We start from the raw sequence: 23132 nt of genomic DNA, 5'->3' as shown, positions 1-23132 counted from the left end.
CCTCGACCTGGTGGTCGGCCGGCCGGGCCGCAGACCTGATTGCGTCAGGCTTTGGCCAACGCAAAATCGATTGCCTCGAACCGGCCCGGAAGGCGAACCTTGCACGGTTTGAACCACCCGACCAGTCATGAGGCGTCATGCAGATCAGCGATCTTCCGTATCCGGACCCCGGGGTACCAGATGCTCGCTCCGGCCCGCGCTTCCTGGTGTGGCTGGGGCGGGGCCAACTCGGCGGACAGCTCAAGAGCCTGTACTGGGGGCTGGTGCACTTCTGCGGCGTCGCCGGACTGCCGTACGCGGTGGGCCTGGGCGTCGACGCGGTCGTGGACCGCGACGGCGCCCGGCTGCTCCTGGTCGGCGCGCTGCTGCTGCTGCTGACCGGTACGGCCATCGCGGTCGGCGACGCCATGCTCCACCGGGCCGCCGTCACCAACTGGATCACCGCCTCCGCACGCGTGCAGCAACTGCTCGCCCGCAAGACCGCCGAGCTGGGCTCGGCCCTGACCCGACGGGTCGCGGCGGGCGAAGTGGTGGCGGTCTCCACGGGTGACGTGGAGAAGATCGGCTGGTTCGTCGAAGCGGTCTCCCGCTTCCTCGCCGCCGCCCTCTCCGTCGTCGTCATCTGCATCGGCCTGCTGTTCTACGCGCCTTCGATCGGTGTGGTCGTCGCGATCGGTGTCCCGGTGCTCGCCCTGTCCGTGCTGCCGCTGCTGCCCCGCGCCACCCAACGGGCCGACGTCCAGCGCGAGAAGGCGGGCAAGGCCACCGAACTGGCCTCCGACACGGTGGCGGGCCTGCGGGTGCTGCGTGGCATCGGCGGCGAGGAACTGTTCCTGGGCCGCTACCGCGAGGCCTCGCAGGAGGTCCGCAAGGCCGCCGTCCGCAGCGCCCGCATGTGGGCGCTGATCTCCGCGGTCCAAGTGCTGCTCCCGGGCGTCCTGCTGATCTCCGTGGTCTGGTACGGCTCCGTCCTCGTCCAGGACGGGCGGCTGGCCGTCGGTGAACTCGTCGCGGCGTTCAGTGCGGTGGCGACGATGCTCTACCCGTTGCGCCACTTCGAGGAGATCGCCATGGCGTACTCCTTCTCGCGGCCCTCCGCCCAACGGGCCGCCCGGGTGCTGTCGCTGACGCGTACGAACGCACCCGAGCCGGCATCGACCGCCGACGCGGTGGCGCAGGCTCCGGCACCGGGCGGCGACCTCTACGACCCCGAGACCGGACTGCTGGCCCCGGCGGGCCGACTCACCGCCGTGGTGTGCGGCGACCCCGACATGGCGGGCCGGCTCGCCGAGCGCCTCGGCGGCCACCCGGCCGACGACGAGGCCCCTGGCGAGCGAGGCTCGGTACTGCTGGGCGGGGTCGCGCTCGACGAGCTCGCGCTGGACACCGCGCGCACGCTGGTCCTCGTACAGGACAAGGATCCGGTTCTGCTGTCCGGCACCCTGCGTGAGCTGTTCGCCGTACCCGCGTCCGGAGCGGTCGAGCCCGGGGCGGCACTGGCCGCCGCCCAGTGCGGCGACGTCCTCGACGCGTTGCTGCAGTCGGCGCCGGACGGAATCGACGACCCGATGGACGCCCGGATCACCGAGCGCGGCCGATCCCTGTCCGGCGGACAGCGCCAGCGGCTCGCGCTGGCGCGGTCCCTGGCCACCGACCCGGAGGTGCTGGTGCTGGACGAACCGACCTCGGCGGTCGACTCGCACACCGAGGCACGGATCGCGGACGGGATCAGCGCCCTGCGCGCCGGGCGCACCACGGTGGTCCTGGCCTCCTCGCCGTTGCTGCTGGACCGCGCCGAACGGGTGGTCCTGATCCACGAAGGCACGGTGGCAGCAACCGGTACGCATCGCGAACTGCTGCACGGCGAACCGCTCTACCGGGCGGTCGTCACCCGCGAGACCGACGAGGAACAGCGGCTGGCCGGGGTGGAACTGACCCGGCTGGAAAGAGCACTCACAGAGATCGAGGAATCCGCATGATCGGCGTGGCTCCGCCGCACTACGATCCGGCGGCCCCCGAATCGGCCGCCACCCTGCCCGTGGGCACGTCGGCGACCGTACGGGGCTACGTCCGGGGCCTGTTCCGGCGGCACCGGCGGGCCTTCGTGGTGCTGGTGACCGTCAACACGGTGGCGGTGACCTCCTCCATGGTCGGCCCGTACCTGCTGGGCCAGGTCGTGGACGAGCTCTCGGCTGGGGCTCGCGAGCTCCATCTGGGGCGCGTGGCCCTCTTGTTCGCACTGGCGCTCGCCGTCCAGACGTTCTTCGTCCGGCTCGTCCGGCTGCGCGGCGCGATGCTCGGCGAGGAGATGCTGGCCGATCTGCGCGAGGACTTCCTCGTACGGTCGGTGGGCCTGCCGCCGGGCGTGCTCGAACGGGCCGGCACCGGTGACCTGCTGTCGCGCATCACCACCGACATCGACCGCCTGGCCAACGCCATGCGCGAGGCCGTACCACAGCTGGCCATCGGCGTGGTCTGGGCCGGACTGCTCTACGGGGCGCTCGTGGTGACCGCACCGCCGTTGGCCCTGGCCGCATTGTTGGCGCTACCGGTGCTGCTGATCGGCTGCCGCTGGTACTTCAAGAGGGCGCCCTCGGCGTACCGCTCGGAGGCCGCCGGGTACGCGGCCGTTTCGGCGGCGCTCACCGAGACGGTGGACGCGGGCCGCACGGTCGAGGCGCACCGCCTCGGGGCGAGCCGGATCGCGCTGTCGGAGCGCCGCATCAAGGAGTGGACGGCCTGGGAGCGGTACACGCTGTTCCTGCGGACGGTTCTGTTCCCGGTCATCAACGTCGCCTTCGTGACCATCCTCGGCTCCGTACTGATGATCGGCGGCTACTGCGTACTACAGGGCTGGATGTCGGTGGGGCAGCTGACCACGGGCGCTCTGCTGGCCCAGATGATGATCGATCCGATCGGCCTGATCCTGCGCTGGTACGACGAACTCCAGGTCGCCCAGGTTTCCCTCGCCCGCCTGGTGGGCGTGCGGGAGATCGAGCCGGACGCCGGTGACGCGGCCGTCTCCCCGGACGGGCGCGACGTCCGGGCCGACGAGGTCCGCTTCGGCTACAGCGAGGGGGTGGACGTGCTGCACCAGGTGTCCATGTCCGTGCCGCCCGGCACCCGGATGGCACTGGTCGGTCCCTCCGGCGCGGGCAAGTCCACCCTCGGCCGGCTGCTGGCGGGCATCTACGCCCCGCGCACCGGCGAGGTGACCCTCGGCGGGGCCCGGCTGTCGCGGATGCCCGCGGAGCGGGTGCGCGAGCAGGTGGCCCTCGTCAACCAGGAGCACCACGTGTTCGTGGGTTCGCTCCGTGACAACCTCCGGCTGGCGCGGACACAGGCGGGTGACGCCGAACTGTGGGAGGCGCTGGATGCGGTGGACGCGGACGGCTGGGCCCGAGCCCTGGAGGCCGGCCTGGACACCGAGGTCGGCTCCGGCGGTACGGCGCTGACCCCGGCGCAGGCGCAGCAGATCGCGCTGGCCCGGCTGGTGCTGGCGGACCCGCACACTCTGGTGCTGGACGAGGCCACCTCACTGCTGGATCCGCGCGCCGCGCGACACTTGGAGCGGTCGTTGGCACGGGTGCTGGACGGGCGTACGGTCATCGCGATCGCCCACCGGCTGCACACCGCGCACGACGCGGACGTGATCGCGGTCGTCGAGGGCGGCCGGATCAGCGAGCTGGGCTCGCACGAGGATCTGGTGGCGGCGGACGGAGCGTACGCCGCCCTGTGGCGCTCCTGGCACGGCTGACCCGCACGGCGCGCCCGTGTGCCCGCCGTCGCGCGATGGCCGACGTACGGGCCCGGGAGCCCGGGACCCGTACGGGCGATCCGGAGCACCCGTACGGCGGGAAACGTCCGGATCATCCGGGTCGCCCGGGGCGCCCGGGTCGTCCGGACCGGCAGCCCGCGGGCCGGTGAACCTTTCCGGTCACAGCACTATATGAATCCGAGGGCCGAGGCACCGCCTATGCCGCCGAGCAGCATGAACACCGGCATGAGGACCTTGAGCTCCACCCAGCTGCCGGCCCGGAAGCGCATCCCCTTGGGCGGGCCGATGGGGTACCAGCGCTTCCCGGCGATGGGCAGGGGCCACAGGACGGGGCAGCCGGAGACGGTCAGCGCGTCGCCGATGTCGTGAACCAGGGCGCCGAGCAGGATCGGCAGGCCGAGCCAGAGGTACTCCTGACCGGGGTCGGTGAACAGCCAACCGGCGCCGTTGCCGGGCTGGTCGAGCACGCCGGCCAGGATCCAGGCGCTGGTGGCGCCGAGCAGCCAGACCAGGATGTCGCTGGACATCCGGGCAGCCCGCCACAGCAGGCCTTCGACGGCCAGCACCAGGTGGACGAAGAGCAGCACGAGCACGCCCCAGCGGTCGGTGGAGACCGCCAGCGCGGAGGAGCCGGCGCCGATCAGGACGGCCCACAGCCAGGTGTGCGTCAGGGTGCGGTGGCCGCCGGTGCGACGGGCGTCCTTCGGAGCGCGGGTGGCCTTGTAGACGGCGTAGGAGATCTTGTCGACCACCTCGCACAGGCCGCGGGAGAGCGGGCCGAAGGCACGGGAGATCGTCGCCGACTTGTGGTCGAGGTCGGGGGCGAGGGCTGCGCCGGCACAGATGAGCGCGCCGACGACGAGGACGGGCCAGGGCATCGGGTGCCCGGCGGCTGCAGCCGCCGCACCCACCCCCAGCCAGGCTGCCGCCCCGGACAGTGAGTGCGCCGGACCCATCATGGTCGTACCCGCCCCAGTCGTGTGGTGGTCGGGCCCCGTTGACGGTTTCATTCGGGCCCGGTCAACGGCACAGCGTACCGGCGGTGATCTTCATTCTTCCCGCCGGTTCCCTCATCCGGCAGGAAGCCAGGCAAGATGGGGGGTGTGACCCTCATTGATCAGCTCCCGCCGAACGCCGACCCCGACGCCCTCTTCGAGGCTTTCTCCTCGTGGGCGGAGGATCAGGGCATCACCCTGTACCCGGCTCAGGAGGAGGCTCTGATCGAGGTCGTCTCCGGGGCGAACGTGATCTTGTCCACCCCGACGGGCTCGGGCAAGAGCCTCGTCGCTGCGGGTGCGCACTTCACCGCCCTCGCCCAGGACAAGGTGACCTTCTACACCGCTCCGATCAAGGCGCTGGTGTCGGAGAAGTTCTTCGACCTGTGCAAGCTCTTCGGCACCGAGAACGTGGGAATGCTGACCGGCGACGCCTCCGTGAACGCGGACGCCCCGGTGATCTGCTGCACCGCCGAGGTGCTGGCCTCCATCGCCCTGCGCGACGGCAAGTACGCCGACATCGGCCAGGTCGTCATGGACGAGTTCCACTTCTATGCCGAGCCGGACCGCGGCTGGGCCTGGCAGATCCCGCTGCTGGAACTCCCGCAGGCACAGTTCATCCTGATGTCGGCGACCCTCGGCGACGTGAAGCGGTTCGAGGAGGACCTGACCCGACGCACCGGTCGGCCGACCTCGGTGGTCCGCTCGGCGAGCCGGCCCGTCCCGCTGTCGTACGAGTACGTCACGACGCCGATCACCGACACGATCACCGAGCTGCTGGAGACCCGGCAGGCCCCCGTGTACATCGTGCACTTCACCCAGGCCCAGGCGGTCGAGCGGGCGCAGTCGCTGATGAGCATCAACATGTGCACCCGCGAGGAGAAGGACAAGATCGCCGAACTGATCGGCAATTTCCGCTTCACCACCAAGTTCGGCCAGAACCTCTCCCGCTACGTCCGGCACGGCATCGGCGTCCACCACGCCGGCATGCTGCCGAAGTACCGACGTCTGGTCGAGAAGCTGGCCCAGGCCGGCCTGCTGAAGGTGATCTGCGGTACCGACACCCTCGGTGTCGGCGTCAACGTGCCGATCCGCACCGTGCTGTTCACGGCGCTCACCAAGTACGACGGCAACCGGGTCCGGACCCTGCGTGCCCGTGAGTTCCACCAGATCGCCGGCCGCGCGGGTCGGGCGGGCTTCGACACGGCGGGGTACGTGGTCGCCCAGGCACCCGAGCACGTCATCGAGAACGAGAAGGCGCTCGCGAAGGCGGGCGACGACCCCAAGAAGCGCCGCAAGGTGGTGCGCAAGAAGGCTCCCGAGGGCTTCGTCGCCTGGTCGGACACCACCTTTGAGAAGCTCATCGCCGCCGACCCGGAGCCGCTCACGTCCCGGTTCAAGGTCACCAACATCATGCTGCTGTCGGTCATCGCCCGTCCGGGCGACGCCTTCCAGGCCATGCGCCACCTCCTCGAGGACAACCACGAGCCGCGCAAGGCCCAGCTGCGGCACATCCGCCGGGCCATCGCCATCTACCGCTCGCTGCTGGACGGCGGGGTGGTCGAGAAGCTCGACACCCCGGACGCGGAAGGCCGCACCATCCGGCTCACGGTCGACCTCCAGCAGGACTTCGCACTCAATCAGCCGCTGTCCACCTTCGCGCTGGCCTCCTTCGACCTGCTGGACCCCGAGTCCCCCTCCTACGCGCTGGACATGGTCTCCGTCGTCGAATCCACGCTGGACGACCCGCGCCAGATCCTGGCCGCGCAGCAGAACAAGGAACGCGGCATCGCCGTGGGCGCGATGAAGGCCGACGGGATCGAGTACGAGGAGCGGATGGAGCGGCTCCAGGACGTCACCTATCCCAAGCCGCTCGAAGAGCTCCTGTTCCACGCCTACGACGTGTACCGCAAGAGCCACCCGTGGGTCGGTGACCACCCGGTCTCCCCGAAGTCGATCATCCGCGACATGTACGAGCGTGCGATGACCTTCACCGAGTTCACCTCCTTCTACGAACTCGCCCGCACCGAGGGCATCGTGCTGCGCTACCTGGCGAGCGCGTACAAGGCGCTGGACCACACCATCCCCGACGACCTCAAGTCCGAGGACCTCCAGGACCTCATCGCCTGGTTGGGCGAGCTCGTCCGCCAGGTCGACTCCAGCCTGCTCGACGAGTGGGAGCAGCTGGCGAACCCGGAGGTGGAGACGGCGGAGCAGGCCCAGGAGAAGGCCGACCAGGTCAAGCCGGTCACCGCGAACGCGCGCGCCTTCCGCGTACTGGTCCGCAACGCCATGTTCCGCCGGGTCGAGTTGGCCGCGCTGGATCACATCAACGAGCTGGGCGAGCTGGACGGCGAGTCCGGCTGGGACGCCGACGCCTGGGGCGAAGCCATGGACGCCTACTGGGACGAGTACGACGACCTGGGCACCGGCCCCGACGCGCGCGGTCCGAAGCTGCTCCAGATCGAGGAGGACCCTGCGCACGGCCTGTGGCGCGTCCGCCAGACCTTCGCGGACCCGAACGGGGACCACGGCTGGGGCATCAGCGCCGAGGTCGACCTCGCGGCCTCCGACGAGGAGGGCCGGGCGGTCATCCGACTCACCTCGGTCGGCGAGCTCGGCACCCTCTGACCGACCCCCGCAAGCGACCGGCCCCGCCGCACCCGACCGTGGAGAACCCCTGATGACGAACCCCGCCGAGAGGCTGGTCGATCTGCTCGACCTGGAGCAGATCGAGGTCAACATCTTCCGCGGCGCCAGCCCGCAGGAGTCCCTCCAGAGGGTCTTCGGCGGGCAGGTCGCCGGCCAGGCGCTGGTGGCCGCCGGCCGCACCACCGAGAGCGAGCGCCCGGTCCACTCCCTGCACGCGTACTTCCTGCGCCCCGGCCTTCCCGGGGTGCCGATCGTGTACCAGGTGGAGCGGGTGCGTGACGGGCGGTCCTTCACCACGCGTCGCGTCACCGCGGTCCAGCAAGGCAAGACGATCTTCAACCTGACCGCCTCCTTCCATCATCCTGAGGAGGGCAGCATCGAGCACCAGCTGCCTCCTCGACTCGACTTTCCCCACCCGGACACGCTCCCCAAGGTCGTGGACGAGGTCCGCGAGCACTTGGGTACGCTGCCCGAGGCGCTGGAACGCATGGCCCGACGCCAGCCGTTCGACATCAGGTACGTGGACCGGCTCCGCTGGACTCCGAAGGAGCTCAAGGACGCCGACCCCCGCAGCGCGGTGTGGATGCGCGCGGTCGGCCCGCTGGGCGACGACCCGCTCGTACACACCTGCGCCCTCACCTACGCCAGCGACATGACCCTCCTCGACGCCGTGCGCATTCCCGTGGAACCGCTGTGGGGCATGCGCGGGTTCGACATGGCCTCACTGGACCACGCGATGTGGTTCCACCGGCCGTTCCGCGCGGACGAGTGGTTCCTGTACGACCAGGAGTCGCCCATCGCGCACGGCGGCCGGGGCCTGGCCCGTGGCCGCATCTACGACCTGGAGGGCAGGCTGCTGGTCTCCGTCGTCCAGGAAGGCCTCTTCCGCCCCTACCAGTCCCCGTCGCCCCGGTCGAACGGGCCGACCGAATCGACCCCGAAGAGCTGAGCACACCCATGGCCACCCCCGTCCTCCCCTGTCCTTGCGGGCTGCCCGCCAGCTACTCCGAGTGCTGCGGCCGCTTCCACTCCGGTGCCCAGCAGGCGCCCACCGCCGAGCTGTTGATGCGCTCCCGGTTCAGCGCGTTCGCCGTCGGCGACACCGCCTACCTGCTGCGCTCCTGGCATCCGAACACCCGGCCCGACCGGCTCGACCTGGATCCGGGGCAGCGCTGGGTGCGACTGGAGGTGCTCGGCACCGAGCGCGGTGGGATGTTCGAGACGGAAGGTTCGGTGGAGTTCCGGGCGCACTACCGCGAGGGCGGGCACACCGGTTCCCTCCACGAGCACAGCGCCTTCACGCGGGAGGGCGGTGCCTGGGTCTACGTCGGCCCCCTCTCCCCCGTCGACTTCGACTGACCGCGCGCCCTGGACAGGGCGAAGTCCAGGCTGGCGCGGTACCAATGGATCTCGGCCGGCGGCTCCGCCGTCAACAGCCTGTCCGCCACGGCCGCCGCGGCCGGGATCTGCGGATGGCCGTACGGCGGGGGCGGAGCGAGGGCGGCGAGCACGATCCGCTCCGCCGGATCGGGCACGGCCGCCCGCACCTCTTCCTCCGGGAGCACGGAGGCCAGTACGGCGGCCCGCCCCCAGGGATCGGTGGTTCGTCTCAGCAACAGGCCCACATGCCGACCGCGCCACTTCCGTGGCCGCAGATCCGCATGGGCCGCCATCAGCTCCCGGTCCGTCGGCGGCGCGCTCCCGCGCAGCATCCCCTGGTCCCGGGCGGCGAAATCCCTTAACTCCGCGGCCAGATAGAGCCAGACCACCGTCCGGTACCGGTTGATCCGGTAGCCCACGGGGGTGATGTGCCCGCAGCGCGCGAGCCGGGTGAACCGGCCCGGGCTGATGCCCAGCACCCTGCCCGCAGCCTCGGCGCCGGCCACCGTTTCGACCCGTTCGCGCAGCGCGTCCGGGAATCCCTCCGAGGCCGCGACCCGGTCCAACTCCGCCCCCGTGTACCGTGCGGCTCCGCAGCGCGTCGGCTGTCCGGCGTGCACGATGCCCAGCTCGACGGCCCTGGCGAACTCGCTCCGGGTCAGCCCCAACACCCCGGCGGCCCGGGCACCGCCGACGGCCGGGTCCGGCCTCGCATCCGTCCGGTGCCGCTCGGGCGCCCGTACCTCCGGTGATGCGTGCACCCCTGCATCCGGCGGGACGCACCCCTTCCGCGTCGTGACCTCCATGACGGCCTCCCCCACGAGTAGGTGATCACTCTGTGTGAAGACCGTAACCCAGAGCTACGACATCGCGCGAGGCCTGTGGATAACTCCGTACAGGCTGCCGCCACGCGGTCCGGTCTGCCCGCCGGCGCGTCCGGGAGCCGCCGCCCTCAGCCCCCGGTGATCCGCCGCTCCGCCACGCCCAGGTGCTCTCCCACGCGGTTGACCAGCAGCGTCATCTCGTACGCAACCTGCCCGATGTCCGCCTCGGCAGCGCTGAGCACGCACAGGGAACTCCCCGAGCCCGCCGCCATGACGAACAGCACGCCGTCGTCGTACTCGACCATCGTCTGCCGGACCTCGCCGGCCCTGAAGTGCCGGCCCGACCCCTTCGCCAGGCTCTGCAGCCCGGCTGCCACCGCCGCCAGGTGCTCCGCGTCCTCCCGCACCAACCCTGCGCTCGCACCCGTGACCAGGCCGTCGTTGGACAGCACCACCGCGTGCCTGACCTGCTGAACCCTGCGCGTCAGATCGTCCAGCAGCCAGTCGAGCTGCTTGTCCAGTGCCATTTCGAGCCCCTCCCCGTTGACGCCGCCCGGTGCGGCTGCGCCCCACCCCTGGTAGTAAGTGCCGCAAGCCTTCCCCACCAGCGGCTTTCCGGCAAGGAGGATGTCCTCATGGCGAGGAAGATGACTCAAGAGGAATGGCGGGCATTCGTCTCGGCCGGGACCCGCACGGGAAAGCTGTCCACCGTCCGCGAGGACGGAAGCCCGCACATCGCACCCGTCTGGTTCGTCCTCGACGGCGATTCCTTCGTGTTCAACACCGGAAAGGGCACGGTCAAGGGAGGCAACCTGATCCGTGACGGCCGCGTCGCGCTCTGCGTGGACGACGAACGGCCACCGTTCTCCCACGTCATCTTCCAGGGCCGCGCGGAGATCACCGAGGACCTCGACGAGATGCGCCGCTGGGCGACGCGGATCGGCGCGCGCTACATGGGCGCGGAAAGCGCCGAGGCCTTCGGCCGCCGCAACGCCGTCCCCGGCGAACTCCTCGTCCGCGTCACGATCGACAAGGTGATCTCCGTCTCCGGCGTGGCCGACTGACGCGATCGGCTGCGCACCCGCCGGTCGCCTCATACGGAATCGGCCTGCGGCTCCACCGAGTCCAGGAGCCGGGCGGTGTGCACCCGCCCGGCGTACTCGACCAACCTGATCAGCACTTCCTTCCCCGAGTCCTTGTCCCGCGCATCGCACAGCACCACCGGTGTCCCCGGCTCCAGGTCCAGTGCCCGTGACACCTCGCGCGCCCCGTACCGCCGCGCGTCCGTGAAGCAGTTGACCGCCACCACGAACGGGATGCGCCGGTGCTCGAAGTAGTCCACCGCCGGGAAGCAGTCCTCCAGCCGTCGCGTGTCGGCGAGCACCACCGCACCCAACGCTCCCCGCGACAGCTCGTCCCACAGAAACCAGAACCGGTCCTGCCCCGGCGTCCCGAACAGGTAGAGGGACAGCCCGGACCGGATGGTGATCCGCCCGAAATCCATGGCCACCGTCGTGGTCGACTTCTGGGCCACCCCACCCGTGTCGTCGACCGACTCACCGGCCTCGCTGAGCAGTTCCTCCGTCCGCAGCGGCCGGATCTCGCTGACGGCGCCGACCAGCGTGGTCTTGCCGACCCCGAAGCCGCCCGCCACGAGTATCTTCAGTGCGAGCGCGGCCAGGTCGTCGTCGGCCTCCGGGCCGGTATCGGACACCGGGGCCGGCCCCACGGGTCCGTTGTGGTGTTGTCCCATCACAGCGCTCGCAATCCCTCGATGACTTCACGCAGAATCCGCTCGTCCGGCAGCCTGGCCGGCGGCACCGGCCGGCTGACCTTGACGTGACCGCCCTCCAGCAGGTCCCCGAGCAGCACCCGCACCACGCCCACGGGCAGGTCCGCGTCCGCGGCGAGCTCCGCCACCGACTGGGTCTCGGACCGACAGAGCCCGAGCAGCGCCCGGTGTTCCGGGCCGAGCAGCGACTCGGCCGCCGCATCGGTGCCCCCGGCGTCCACGACGACCAGCGCGATCAGATCGAACCGGACCCCGTGGGGTCCCGGCTTCGTGCGCCCGCCCGTCATGGCGTACGGCCGGACGAGCGGACCCGCGTCGGCGTCGTACCACTGGCCGTTCACGTACCCGACCGCCGTCTCAGCCGGCGGCCGGCGGCCGCGCCGTGAACCGCGGTGGCGTGTACAGGTGCTCCCCGACCCGCTTCACGAGCCGGGCCATCTCGTAGGCGATCAATCCGATGTCGGCGTTGGCGGCACTGAGTACGGTCAGGCAGGAGCCGTCCCCGGCGGCAGCGACGAAGAGGAACCCCTCGTCCATCTCCACCAGCGTCTGGCGCACGCCCCCGACGTGGAAGTGCCGACCTGCGCCCTTCGCCAGGCTGTGGAAGCCGGAGGCCACCGCGGCCAGGTGTTCGGCGTCCTCCCTGCTGAGCGCAGAGGACGCACCCACCGCCAGACCGTCGTTGGACAGGACCACGGCATGACGCACCTCGCGGACACGAACCACCAGGTCGTCCAGCAACCAGTCGAGTTCGCCGGACCGGCGGACTCCGTCGAGGTCGAACCTCTCGTGCTCGATCATCACACTTCTCCTTCACTGCCTGCAGGGGCGGAGTTCTCCTGGACGCCGCGAACCCAACCGGCCCGGTAGGCCGTCATCCGGTCCCGGGCCTGCTCCGGGCTGCGCCCAGGCGGCTCCTCAGGGAGGCGCACCCCGGCCGGGACCTGCGGGGCGGGGCTCTCGCGCAGCTGCGGGACCAGGCTGGTCTGACGTACCCGACGCGGCAGTTCGGTGGCCGACGGGTCGGTGCCGGCCTGGGCGTCGGGGACCGGGGCGGAGCCTCGACCGGGCCGCGGCCCCGCCACCGGAGCCGGGGCCGGAGACGGCGCCGGAGCCCGAGCTGCCGCCGGGGCCGGAGTCGGTGGGGCCTGCGTACGAACTACCGCGCCGCCCACAGGGCCCCGCGGCCTCAGGGATGCGACCGGGGCCCTGCGCGGCTCCTCCCCTACGGGACTGCGGTCCGGGGCCTGGATGCCGCGCGCCTCCTCCCGTACTCCGCAGGGGCGGGCGTCCTCCCGCACCACGGTCATCGCGGACGGCCGCGGTGCCGTCTCCCGCGGTTCCTCCGAGGCGTCGAGCGGCGGCTCCGCGGCCGGAGCCGGATCCGGGGCGGCGCCTGCCTCGATGGCGCCCTGGAGCAGGGAGTTCGGCAAGAGCACCACTGCCGTGGTGCCCCCGTACGGCGAGGTGCGCAGGTGCACCTTCACGCCGTGCCGGGCCGAGAGCCGGCTGACCACGAAAAGCCCGAGCCGGTCGCTGTCGAACAGGTCGAGGGCCTCGGACTGCTCGATGCGCCGGTTGGCGTCGTGGAGGGTCCCGCGGCCCATGCCGAGCCCCCGGTCCTCGACTTCCAGGACGTATCCGGCGCCGACGGGCTCACCGCTGACGCGAACCTTGGTGTGGGGCGGGGAGAACTGGGTCGCGTTCTCGATGAGTTCTGCGAGCAGGTGCGTGAGGTCGGCGACCGCGCCGCCGATCACGGCGACCTCCACCAGCTGGCGAACCTCCACCCGCGGGTAGTCCTCGATCTCGGAGACGGCGGCCCGTACGACGTTCGTGAGCGGGACCGGCATCCTCCAGGCGCGCCCCGGAGCAGCGCCCGACAGGATGATCAAGCTCTCCGCGTGCCGGCGCATCCGCGTCGTGAGGTGGTCGAGGCGGAAGAGGTCGCCGAGTTCGCCGGGGTCGTCGGCGCGCCGCTCCATGGAGTCGAGCAGGGTGAGTTGCTTGTGCACCAGGACCTGGCTGCGGCGGGCCAGGTTGACGAACACGCCGCTCACCCCGCTGGCGAGCTCGGCCCGCTCGACGGCGGCGCTGAGCGCGGCCCGATGAACGGTGACCAGCGCCTCGCCGACCTGGCTGATCTCGTCGTCGGCGGGCGGTCCGGGCGGGGTCCCGGCGTCGACCTCGACGTCGACGTCAACGCTCTGGCCCGCGCGCAGCCGGTCCATGGCCTGCGGAAGCCTACGGTGGGCGATCTCCAGAGCGGTGTTGCGCAGCGAGACGAGTTCCACGACGAGGGTGCGGCCGATGCGGACCGAGATGACGAGGGAGGCGGCGACGGCGGCCAGGCCCAGCAGCCCGGCGGCTCCGGCGGGGCTGAGTGCGCCCTGTGCCAAGGAGTCGGTGCGGTCAACGGTGCCTGCGTGCGCGGCGGTTTCGATCTCCCGCATCGAGGTGCTGATGCTCGTGTACGCGGCGTCCCAGCCGGTCGGCACACCACGGGTCTCCTTGGCTGCGGCCGGGCCGGTGGCGGCAGCGGGGCCGGTGGCGAGCACCCGGTCCTCGGTGGTGGTCAGCTCGGCGTGGGCGGCGCTCTTGGCGACGGACTGCCAGGCGGCTCGCTGGGCGGCGGGCAGGTCGTCGACGGAGCTCGCGGTGAGGGCGCGGCGGGCCTCGATGACGCCGGTGAGACGCCGAAGCGTTTCGACGGTACGCGGGCCCGGTACGGCGATCAGTGCGTCCTCGCGGGAGAGGAGTTCGCCGGCCCGGGCGAATTCGAGCAGGACGCGGGCGGCGGGGCCGAGTTCGGCCTCGTCCCCTCCGGAGAGCGAGCCGTTGGCTGCGAGCGCGGTGTCGACCACGCGGGTGTACGTCTCGTACGCCGCGTCCGGGGTCGCCCGGCGCTCGGCGACGTCCTTGCGGGTGGAGTCGAGCGACTCGGCGGCGGCCACGAAGGCGCCGACGCGCACGACCACGTCGGTGCGGTAGTCGCCGGACTCGGCGACGGTGTGCCGGTCGCCGAGTCGGAGCCTGCGGACGGCGGCGTCGGTGCGGCGCGACTGCTGCTCCAGGGCGGCGCGCTGGTCGGTGGCGGGGTCGGCCAGGTGTCGGAGGGCGGCGCGACGTTCGGCCTGGAGCTCGGTCACGGCAGCCGCAACGGGAGTGCGTATCTGCGCGTCGACCCGCTGGACACGGCTGAGCCGGGCGATGTCCTGCGCGGTGGTGACGGCCGCGAAGCCCCAGAGGGCGAGCAGGGAGACGATCGGGACCATCAGGAGCGACACGATCTTCGCCCGTACGGTGCCGGGGCGTAGGCGCAGCCGTAACCGGGCGGACCCGCGGCCGTCGGCGTCGGCCGCCGGGCCAGGACGGGCGCTGCGCCGGACCTGCTCCGCCGCCGGCTCCTCGGCGGGCGGTCCGGCGTGGGCCCGGCGACCGCGGGCCGGGGGCGCGGGCAGCTGCGGCGCCGCTGCTTCCGGTCTTCTGCGGGGTGTGCGCATGGCTCCTCGTTCCGGGTGCGGTCCTACGGGGTCGGGGTGTGAGGACGGGCCAGGTCAGGTCGTGTCAGGTCAGTGGGCCGGCGCGGCCGTTGCCCGCTCGCCCACGCGCCGACCGGCGGGTGCGGGACCGGAAGCTGAAGCAGAAGCGGCACGTTCGTCAGCGGTCGGCGACAGCGCGACGAACGCCGAGGTGATGAAGAGGTACGAGCCGAGCCCGACGGCGAGCGGGAAGATGAACTGCATCGCGGTGGCACCGGGCAGGGTCTGGCCCGAGGGAGCGACGTGGACGGCGACGGCCAGCATCCCGGTGTAGTGCATGCTGCTGACGGCGGCGCCCATGACGAGCGAGGCGGCGGCCACGGCGACCGACGACTTGATGTTGAGCGCGGCCCACAGGGCAGCGGTGGCTGCGACGACTGCGATGACGACCGAGAGCCCGACGACGAGCGGGGCGTAGGAGATGCTGCCGTGCAGGCGGAGGGCGGCCATGCCGAGGTAGTGCATGCTGGCGACGCCGAGCCCGGTGGTGAGGCCGCCGATGACCAGGGCCCGGCTGCGGCCCCGTCCGTAGCCGACGGCGAACACGCCCGCGCCGACGACGAGCACGGCGACGAGGAGGCTGAGGACGGTCAGCGGCACGTTGTAGTGGATCTCGGTGCCGGTGACGTTGAAGCCGAGCATCGCGACGAAGTGCATCGTCCAGATGCCGGTGCCGATGGCGGAGGCCGCAGTGAGGAGCCAGTTGCGGCGGGAGGACCGCGTCGTCGCGGCGAGCGCGCGGACGGTGCAGCGCAGCCCGAGGGCCGCGCCGATCGACGCCATGGCGTACGACAGTACGGGGGTCAGCCAGCCGTAGGCCGCGTGGTCTAGGTGTCCCATGGCCCCGGGACGCTAGTCCGGGTGACGGGACGAACAAGGGGCGCATTTCGAAAGCCGCTGGAACTGCTGGAATATGACAGAGATGCGTACGTCTGCGATCACACGGCGTGTCTCCTTGCACACGCATCGCCCGCCTCGCCCACTCCGCCCACTCCGCCCGCGAGCTCCGCACCGCCCACACGCACGGAGAAGTGCGGGATCATGTGCGCATGAGCGAAGACCACACGCACGTGCAGGATTTCTTCGGGGCACGCGCCGCCGACTGGGACAGGAAGTTCCCCGAGGACGGCCCCGCGTTCGCGACGGCCGTGGCCGAGTTCGGTCTGCGACCCGGAGACCGCGTGCTCGACGCGGGCTGCGGGACCGGGCGGGCGCTCCCCGCACTGCGCGCCGCCGTCGGTCCGACGGGTACCGTGCTCGGCGCGGACCTCACCCCGCAGATGCTGGCCGCCGCGCAGCGGTCCGGTCGGGACGCCGAGGGCACGCTGCTGCTCGCGGACGTGGCCCGGCTGCCGCTGCGCGACCGGGCGCTCGACGCGGTCTTCGCCGCCGGACTCATCGCGCACCTGCCCGACCCGGCGGCGAACCTGAGTGAGTTGGCCCGTGTGGTTCGGCCCGGCGGCCGGCTCGCCCTGTTTCACCCGATCGGGCGAGCGGCCCTGGCCGCCCGGCACGGTCGCGCGCTGACGCCGGACGACCTGCGGGCCGAGCACAACCTCCGCCCCCTGCTGACCGGTTCGGGCTGGGAAATGATCTCGTACGCCGACGAGGACGCCCGCTTCCTGGTCCTCGCGGTGCGCCGCGCCTGACCCGGCACACCCCTCACGACGCCGGTACGTCGGCACCTCGCCCGGCGTCCGCGGAGGTGCCCCGGATCACGCCGGAGGCTGGGCCTCGGCTCCGGCCGGGCGGCGGGGATGCGGCACGGGGCATCCCCCCGAGCCGGGCACGGGGAACGTGCCGAGCTCGCCCACGTCGTAGCCGTGGGGGTAACTCTTGATCTCCGGGTTCTGCCGCGCGTAGTGCGGGACCCGGCGCGGGGGCAGCAGTCGCACCGCTCGTCCGCGCAGCCACAGGGCGCCGCGGACCAGCCGCTGGACCTGCGGGCGCGGACGCTCGTAGCGGAAGGCGGAGAGCAGCGGCTCGTCGAGGAGTGCGATGCTCGCTCCGCGCACGGCGGGAGCGAGGGGTGCCGGGTACCAGGAGGCCATCAGGCCGATGGTGGAGTCGGCGACCTGGCGGCCACCCTCGTCCCAGCCGAAATGGGCCTCCTCGTAGGCGTTCAGGGTTTCCTCGAACTCCTCGTAGGAGCCCGGGATGTCCGTGATGCCCATGTGTCGGCCGAGCGTGGCGTAGTAGTTCGCGCTGGCCCGGCGCTCGTGGTGGGTCATCGGACGCCAGCCGTAGGCGTCCAACCAGCGTGCCGGAATCACCACGAAAGTGCACAGGACGTAACGCATGTCCTCGTTGCTGATGTCGTAGCTGCGGTGCATCTGGTTGACGCGACGGATCGCGGTGCGGGCGGTCTCGCTCTCGAACCCGTGCTCCACGACGGCGTCGAGGAGCAGCGCCGTGTCGTCGTAGCGCTTCTGCGGGCGGTCGGTGAACTCGGCGGTCTCGGCCAGCAGACGACCGATGCTGGGGACGGCGTACGTGCGGAAGAGGGCGAGCTCCAGGGCCCGGGTGAAGTCCCAGGGGAACTCATACGTGGCGGTGAGCCGGTAGATGGTGAGGAAGTCCTTGTCGGGGTCGAGACGGAGGATCTCCCTCAGCCGGTCGTAACGCTGCACCGGGTGTCCCTTTCTGTGGCGGGTGACCAACTCTACGTGCAGGTAGCGGGCTTGGAAATCGCCGCCCGCAAGCTCTCGACGCCGGGGTTACCGACTGGTTAGGGTGCGCCGACGAGAGAGCGACCGGGGAGGCCACGTGTCCGACGAGGAGGGGGGCGGTTCGCTCTACGTGCTCACCGCCGTACTGCTGACCCCCGCGCAGTTTCCCAGCCTCCTGGGTGACGACTTCCCGCAGGCCTGCGCGCTGCTGGGCGTGAAGCCGGCCGCGCAGGGGTACGGGCTGGTGCTCGGCCAGGACGAGGACGGTGCGCGCTGGACGGTCGTCGTGGACGACGTGTCGCTCGTGGCCGCGGCGATCGCTTCCTGGGACTGCGGCATGGCGTACGACCTGTCCCCCGACGAGCGGACGATCGTGGTTTCGCTGGCGGGCTGGCCGCTGGACCTGTCGGTGGCGACCCCGGGCATACCGGAGCCACACGATCCGGAACAGGGTGCGGACGGCACCGGGCGGGTTCCACTGTCACCGCCCTCGGCCGAGGCGTGGGGGCCGGTGCAGCGGCGGATGGGCGCGGACCAGATCGCCCGGGAGTGGGCCCAGTGGGGCGACCGCGTCGCGACGGACGGCGGGGCGGCTGCCGCGGCGCACCCCGGGCTCGCACGGGCGCTCAAGGAAGCCCTGGAATACACGCAGAGCCCGCCGCCGCCCGGGCGGGTGCGGTCCTCCTTCGCAGCCGTGGGCGCGCGGATCCTGCGGGTGGACGGACCCGGGTGGTCACTGGTGGCCCGCACCGACGGCACGGCCTTCGTGCTGCTGGACGAGGAACCGAGCGAGGTCCTCACGGTTCCCCATGACGGGGATCATGAACTACCGAAACTTCCGGAGCTGCTGGCGGCGCTGGATCGCGTCGCGGTGCGCCCGGCCTGAAGCGAGGGAGATCCAGTGCCGGTGGTATCGGAACCGGTGGCCGTGGTGGTGGGGGGCCGCACGGTGGTGGCGGACGACGACTGGGGGCGGGAGACGGCGGTGATCCGCCTGGACGCCGAGCGGTTCGGCCCGGAGTCCCTGTACGGACTGGCGGAGTTCTCGCACCTCGAGGTCGTCTACCACTTCGACCGCGTTCCGGTGGAGAAGGTAGAGACGGGCGCGCGGCGCCCGCGGGGCAACCCGGACTGGCCGCTGGTCGGCATCTTCGCCCAGCGCGGCAAGAACAGGCCGAACCGGCTGGGTGTCTCCCGGTGCCGGATCCTGAAGGTGGACGGCCTGGACGTGCACGTGGAGGGCCTGGACGCGGTGCACGGCACCCCGGTCCTCGACCTCAAGCCGTACATGGTCGAGTTCGGTCCACGTGGCGAACCGAACCAGCCGGAGTGGGCCACGACCTTGATGCGGGACTACTACTAGCCGGGCGCCGATACGGTCCGGGCACCAACGGTGGCACAGCCGGCCGGGGGCCGGATGTCCGACAGGGCGGGCAGCGGCGCCGCTCCGCCCGCATACCGGCCCACCAGGCCCGCACGCAGAGCCACCGCCGGCCCCGCGCGCCCGCCCGTACGCATCCCGAAGTGCCGGCCGTCAGCCACGCGACCGCTCGCTCAGCGGCCGAGCTGCTTTCTGGATATCCCCCGCAGTCGGCGCCGCTGGGAGGAGTCCAGCAGCAGATAGGCCGCCGCCGGCACTCCGATCAGGACCAGCAGGCCGGCCCAGAACCCGACCGTCCAGAACAACAGGATGGCTACCGCGACTCCGGCAACCGCGACCTTGCCGCGCTTGGACATCTGCGGACACCTCCACGTGTCGTCGTCCACCACTACCCCCTCAACGCGCCGCCGCGACGACACGTTCCCGGCCGCCGCTGCCCGACCTGGCCCCGGTCAGGCCCCGGTCAAGCCCCGGTCAGGCCCCGACCGCATGATCCGGCGACGATTCTCGACGGCGAGTGGCCGACGCAGCGCTCGTGGAGGCCAGGGGCCGGGACAACCATGGGGGCCGCTCCGGGCAGCCCGCGGCGGTGATCGCGAAGTCCTGGCGGCGGTCCGTGGGCCCGGGTGGAGCTGGCGGAGGCGGAACTCCTGATCATATGGAAGTGCGGCCTCCGTGCTGGCTGCGGTTCGTCATCCACCACGCCGGACGCGCGCGGCAGGGTCGAGATCTCCTAAGGTCAGTACCAGGCTGTCCTGGAGAGCGATCAACGCAGCATGCTCGCAATCCCTGCCCTGCTCTTCGTCTGTGCTGCATATGTCGTCCTGGCAGCCGGAGAGCTACGCCGAGCAGACCGTGACTCCTCGCCATCGTGACTCCTGCGCAAAGTGGGGATCGTAGTCCTGCGGCAGCGGCACCCATGGCCGGAGCTGCGCGTGATCGCCGACGGCCCGCGGCTGCGCATCCGTCCACCAGGGGCGGGAGGCCGGCACGATGCTCTGGAGAAGCCGGCGCCGTGCGGTAGATCCGTCTCGCCGCAGGCGGCACGGATCCGGTTGATCAGCATCTCGCCAGGTCCAGCCGCGCCTCCTCCAGGTCCAGGGTGCGCTGGAGGCCGCGGCGAGTGGTGTCGCTGATGCGGTGTTCCGCGTAGAGCCAGTGAAGTTCGGCCGCCTCGACCCGGATGAGGTCGCGACGAAGCAACCCGATCCAGCGCGGCACCCTGCTGTACGGCGCGACCGCCCTGCGACAGCTGGCGCAGCGCATCGACCGCGATACGGTCCACCGCGCGCGCCGGTCCGGCACGCTGTGCCGCTGCGCCTCTGCTGTCAGAGTGGTGGGCACACGGGCCCGAACGGCCGCGTAGGCGATCACATGGGGCAGTTGCTCCGGAAGGATGCAGCGAAGCGTACGGCCAGGACCCAGGGCGTCCATCACGGCGGTCAGTAGCTCGTCCAGGTCGACCGGGCGCAGGTGGAGGTCGGGTGAGCCGGCATACAGTCGGCTCAGGTCGTCGAGATCCGAGACGAGCCGACCCGCTCGGCGCAAGGATGAGCGGGCCGTGTCGAGGATGCGGGCCTCCCCCCAGGGTCCGCGAGGGTACCCAGGCTGCTCAGCGCGTCGCCAGCCGTGCGGAGCGGACCCCGCAGGTCTCGGCTCGCGATGAGGAGCAAAGAGACCCTGGTGTGTTCGGCTGGGGCGCGCAGGCCCGATTCGGCATCGTGGGCGGCAAGGCGACCGTGGGAGTACGCCATACCCAATTGGGCCGCGCACGCTGCCAGTACGCGCTGGTCGTCACTGCTCAGCGACAACCCACGGGCGGCCAACGTGACGTTGTCGCCAACGGGGCTCTCCACGTCGGCGTCATAAGGGCGCTCGGGTGGATCCTCGCCGGCGCCGGCAAGGACGTACCAGCGGAGCTCGGCGCCATGCCCGGTATCCCTCTCCAGCAGGCTGACCGCGTCCAGGCCGAAGTCCTCCCTTACCTACTCGAGCAGGGACGGCAGGTCCTGGCCGTGCATCATGGCGGTGGCCAGCCGGCTCAGCGCCGCGCCTCCGAGCTCGCGCGGACGGCCTGGTAGGTGCGTTGGGCGGCCGTGCCGAACTGTCCTCCTGCGACGCTTTCGAGACCGGAATGCTGAAAGCCTTCTCCTATGCCCCGGCCGAGCGGCCCGGCAGTGCCGGCTACGAAAACACGACGTCGCATCTGCCGCGAACCTGAGGGCCGCCGGGGCGCGGGCGTCGACCGCACGACCTGCCGGTCGATCATGCATCTACGCTTGTGCCCCGTCAGGGCGTCGAAACGAATACCGGTCGTGGAACGGAGCATGTGGTGCCAGCGGGCCAAAAGGGGCGAGAGAACGACGGGGATCTCGTCGGCAAGGTGCTCGGGGGGCGCTACCGGGTGACCTCCGTGATCGGCCGCGGCGGCATGGGAGTGGTCGCGCGGGCCGTCGACGAACTGCTCGCCAGGGAGGTCGCCGTCAAGGTCCTGCGGGCCTACACCGACGCGAGCGAGTCCGAACTGGCCGACCTGCGCTCCCGGATGGAGCGCGAGGCGCAGGCCGCCGCCCGCATCCGGCACAGCGGGGTGGTCACCGTGCACGACGTGACCCAGGAGCAGGGCCTGCCGGTCATCGTCATGGAACTCGTCGACGGACCCTCGCTCGACGACTTGGTGGCGCAGCGCGGCGCGCTCGACCCGTACGAGGCCGCCGCGATCGGCGCCAAGCTGATGGACGCGCTCGACGCCGCGCACCAGGCCGGCGTCCTGCACCGGGACGTGAAGCCGGGCAACGTGCTGCTGGAGCGGGGCGGCCGGGTCGTGCTCACTGACTTCGGCATCGCCACCATGGAGGCCTCCGGCGACGAGGCCATGGCGAAACTGACCCGCAGCGGTGAGCTGGTCGGCTCGCTCGATTACCTGCCGCCGGAGCGCGCGCAGGGCAGGGAGCCCGGCCCGGCCTCGGACATCTGGTCGCTCGGGATGACCCTGTACGCGGCAGTGGAGGGCGTCTCGCCGTTCCGCCGCACTTCGGTGTGGTCCACGTTGGCCGCGATCGTCGCCGAACCGCTGCCCGAGCCCCGGCGGGCGGGACCGCTCGCGCCGGTTCTGCTGGCTCTGATGGCGAAGGAGCCGGATATCCGGCCCACCGCCGACCAGGCCCGCGCGATGCTGGAACGGGTGGCGGCGGGCGGAGCCGGGGCGCAGCCCGCGCAGCCGAGTCCCACCGCCGGGGCGCCGACCCCGACGGCACCGTCCGTCGTGGGGCCGCCCGTCGGCTTCGGGCCGCCGCCGGTCGTCGGTGGCGTGGTCGGTGGCGTGGTCGGTGGCGGTGTGGGCGCCGTATCGTTTCCGCAACCTCATGTCCCGGCTCAGCACAACGGATTCCCCCCGCCGGGCCAGCCGCCGACCGCCGCACGGAACTCCGAGGTCGCGGACCGGGCGCGCCGCCGCAGCCGGGTCGCGATAGCCGCGGCGGCCGTCGCAGTACTCGCAGCCGGCGGTGTCACCTACGCCGTGACCACGGGGGGCGGCGGTGACCAGGTGCGGGTGGCGGCGCCGACGCCGGTGCCGGTGCCCGGTAGTGGCTCCCCGGCGGCCGGCGGCCTACCGGGCAAGGACACGGACACCACGGGGCCCTCACCCTCCGGTTCCGGGTCCCGGGCCAAGCCGTCCGCCGCCGCCTCGAAGAAGTCGGACACGGCGCCACCCTCCTCGACGGCGTCCTCCCCCGGCCCGGCCCAGCCGAGCCCCGTACCGACGGGCTGCACCGGCTGGACCCACAAGGACCCGAAGCCGGGCACCTACGGCTACATTTCCGGCGACCACCACCTACTGGCCGCGCCGTACCAGAACTGCCCCACCGGCGCCCTGGTCAAGGACGGCACGAAGCTCTGGTACCACTGCTACATCGTCAACTCGTACGGCAATCAGTGGACGTACGTGCGCGTGGACGGCACGAACACCACCGGGTGGCTGTACAACCGTGACCTCACCGGCCAGAAGGGCTCGTCCCCCGCGTGTTAGCCTCCCGCCGCCACCCGACGTATGCTGCGCGTCCGGAGCCCTACTCCATCGGTCAGGCGGCTCGGCTGCTCGGCTGCTCGGCATGGGCG

The 23132-nt window shown here is 71.7% G+C and carries 21 protein-coding genes; 10 read left to right on the top strand and 11 right to left on the bottom strand.

Annotation, left to right across the window (positions count from 1 at the left end):
* Positions 1–137: 137 nt before the first annotated feature.
* Positions 138–1979, top strand: a complete 1842-nt coding sequence (locus ABZZ20_RS00915; protein ID WP_356865327.1) for an ABC transporter ATP-binding protein — start codon at positions 138–140, stop codon at positions 1977–1979.
* A complete protein-coding gene (locus ABZZ20_RS00910; RefSeq protein ID WP_356865325.1) occupies positions 1976–3757 on the top strand; it encodes an ABC transporter ATP-binding protein in 1782 nt (593 codons plus the stop codon). The genes ABZZ20_RS00915 and ABZZ20_RS00910 overlap by 4 nt, the downstream gene beginning before the upstream one ends.
* Positions 3758–3945: 188 nt before the next feature.
* On the opposite strand, the gene ABZZ20_RS00905 is transcribed toward ABZZ20_RS00910, so the two are convergent.
* The gene (locus ABZZ20_RS00905) at positions 3946–4737 is read right to left on the bottom strand and encodes a metal-dependent hydrolase (protein WP_356865323.1); all 792 of its coding nucleotides are present in this window, start codon (positions 4735–4737) and stop codon (positions 3946–3948) included.
* Between the two features lie 144 nt (positions 4738–4881).
* On the opposite strand from ABZZ20_RS00905, the gene ABZZ20_RS00900 reads away from it, so the two are divergent.
* From ABZZ20_RS00900 to ABZZ20_RS00890, 3 genes are read left to right on the top strand one after another with little or no spacing between them, the layout of a single operon-like run.
* A complete protein-coding gene (locus ABZZ20_RS00900) occupies positions 4882–7404 on the top strand; it encodes a DUF3516 domain-containing protein (RefSeq protein ID WP_356865321.1) in 2523 nt (840 codons plus the stop codon).
* A 52-nt stretch (positions 7405–7456) separates the two neighbouring features.
* Positions 7457–8374 carry an acyl-CoA thioesterase II gene (locus ABZZ20_RS00895; RefSeq protein ID WP_356865319.1) on the top strand — a complete coding sequence of 306 codons (918 nt, stop codon included), beginning with the start codon at positions 7457–7459 and terminating at the stop codon, positions 8372–8374.
* An 8-nt stretch (positions 8375–8382) separates the two neighbouring features.
* On the top strand, positions 8383–8784 hold the full coding sequence (locus ABZZ20_RS00890) for a YchJ family protein (protein ID WP_356865317.1): 402 nt from the start codon (positions 8383–8385) through the stop codon (positions 8782–8784).
* Here the strand turns inward: ABZZ20_RS00890 and ABZZ20_RS00885 are convergent.
* A complete protein-coding gene (locus ABZZ20_RS00885) occupies positions 8748–9566 on the bottom strand; it encodes a DUF6397 family protein (RefSeq protein ID WP_356865315.1) in 819 nt (272 codons plus the stop codon). The genes ABZZ20_RS00890 and ABZZ20_RS00885 overlap by 37 nt on opposite strands.
* Before the next feature lie 191 nt (positions 9567–9757).
* The gene (locus ABZZ20_RS00880) at positions 9758–10156 is read right to left on the bottom strand and encodes a roadblock/LC7 domain-containing protein (RefSeq protein ID WP_356865313.1); all 399 of its coding nucleotides are present in this window, start codon (positions 10154–10156) and stop codon (positions 9758–9760) included.
* A 108-nt stretch (positions 10157–10264) separates the two neighbouring features.
* Here ABZZ20_RS00880 and ABZZ20_RS00875 point away from each other — a divergent pair, with 108 nt between their 5' ends.
* Complete coding sequence (locus tag ABZZ20_RS00875; protein WP_356865311.1) at positions 10265–10693, top strand: PPOX class F420-dependent oxidoreductase; 429 nt, start codon at positions 10265–10267, stop codon at positions 10691–10693.
* A 29-nt stretch (positions 10694–10722) separates the two neighbouring features.
* On the opposite strand, the gene ABZZ20_RS00870 is transcribed toward ABZZ20_RS00875, so the two are convergent.
* From ABZZ20_RS00870 to ABZZ20_RS00850, 5 genes are all read right to left on the bottom strand, one after another.
* Positions 10723–11382, bottom strand: a complete 660-nt coding sequence (locus ABZZ20_RS00870; protein ID WP_356865309.1) for an ATP/GTP-binding protein — start codon at positions 11380–11382, stop codon at positions 10723–10725.
* A complete protein-coding gene (locus ABZZ20_RS00865; RefSeq protein WP_356865307.1) occupies positions 11382–11762 on the bottom strand; it encodes a DUF742 domain-containing protein in 381 nt (126 codons plus the stop codon). The genes ABZZ20_RS00870 and ABZZ20_RS00865 overlap by 1 nt, the downstream gene beginning before the upstream one ends.
* 16 nt (positions 11763–11778) lie before the next feature.
* On the bottom strand, positions 11779–12222 hold the full coding sequence (locus tag ABZZ20_RS00860) for a roadblock/LC7 domain-containing protein (protein ID WP_356865305.1): 444 nt from the start codon (positions 12220–12222) through the stop codon (positions 11779–11781).
* On the bottom strand, positions 12222–14924 hold the full coding sequence (locus tag ABZZ20_RS00855; protein ID WP_356865303.1) for an ATP-binding protein: 2703 nt from the start codon (positions 14922–14924) through the stop codon (positions 12222–12224). Before ABZZ20_RS00855 ends, ABZZ20_RS00860 begins: the two co-directional genes overlap by 1 nt.
* Positions 14925–14993: 69 nt before the next feature.
* The gene (locus ABZZ20_RS00850) at positions 14994–15803 is read right to left on the bottom strand and encodes an MHYT domain-containing protein (RefSeq protein WP_356865301.1); all 810 of its coding nucleotides are present in this window, start codon (positions 15801–15803) and stop codon (positions 14994–14996) included.
* 209 nt (positions 15804–16012) lie between these two features.
* Between ABZZ20_RS00850 and ABZZ20_RS00845 the strand changes: the two genes are divergently transcribed.
* Positions 16013–16612, top strand: a complete 600-nt coding sequence (locus ABZZ20_RS00845) for a methyltransferase domain-containing protein (protein ID WP_356865299.1) — start codon at positions 16013–16015, stop codon at positions 16610–16612.
* Between the two features lie 66 nt (positions 16613–16678).
* On the opposite strand, the gene ABZZ20_RS00840 is transcribed toward ABZZ20_RS00845, so the two are convergent.
* Entirely contained in the window at positions 16679–17593 is a 915-nt protein-coding gene (locus tag ABZZ20_RS00840; protein ID WP_356865298.1) for an oxygenase MpaB family protein, read from the bottom strand.
* Between the two features lie 136 nt (positions 17594–17729).
* Between ABZZ20_RS00840 and ABZZ20_RS00835 the strand changes: the two genes are divergently transcribed.
* A complete protein-coding gene (locus ABZZ20_RS00835; protein ID WP_356865296.1) occupies positions 17730–18518 on the top strand; it encodes a hypothetical protein in 789 nt (262 codons plus the stop codon).
* A gap of 21 nt (positions 18519–18539) precedes the next feature.
* Positions 18540–18995, top strand: a complete 456-nt coding sequence (locus tag ABZZ20_RS00830; protein WP_356866099.1) for an SAM-dependent methyltransferase — start codon at positions 18540–18542, stop codon at positions 18993–18995.
* 191 nt (positions 18996–19186) lie between these two features.
* On the opposite strand, the gene ABZZ20_RS00825 is transcribed toward ABZZ20_RS00830, so the two are convergent.
* Both ABZZ20_RS00825 and ABZZ20_RS00820 read right to left on the bottom strand, forming a co-directional pair.
* The gene (locus ABZZ20_RS00825) at positions 19187–19369 is read right to left on the bottom strand and encodes a hypothetical protein (protein WP_356865294.1); all 183 of its coding nucleotides are present in this window, start codon (positions 19367–19369) and stop codon (positions 19187–19189) included.
* A gap of 703 nt (positions 19370–20072) precedes the next feature.
* Positions 20073–20561, bottom strand: coding sequence for a hypothetical protein (locus tag ABZZ20_RS00820; RefSeq protein ID WP_356866160.1), 489 nt, complete (start codon positions 20559–20561; stop codon positions 20073–20075).
* A 781-nt stretch (positions 20562–21342) separates the two neighbouring features.
* On the opposite strand from ABZZ20_RS00820, the gene ABZZ20_RS00815 reads away from it, so the two are divergent.
* The gene (locus ABZZ20_RS00815) at positions 21343–23043 is read left to right on the top strand and encodes a protein kinase (protein WP_356865292.1); all 1701 of its coding nucleotides are present in this window, start codon (positions 21343–21345) and stop codon (positions 23041–23043) included.
* The last annotated feature ends 89 nt before the right edge of the window (positions 23044–23132 follow it).

Origin of the sequence: Streptomyces sp. NPDC006430 (assembly GCF_040612395.1) — a bacterium.
Classification (GTDB): domain Bacteria; phylum Actinomycetota; class Actinomycetes; order Streptomycetales; family Streptomycetaceae; genus Streptomyces.
This window is presented reverse-complemented; position numbering and strand designations above follow the sequence as displayed.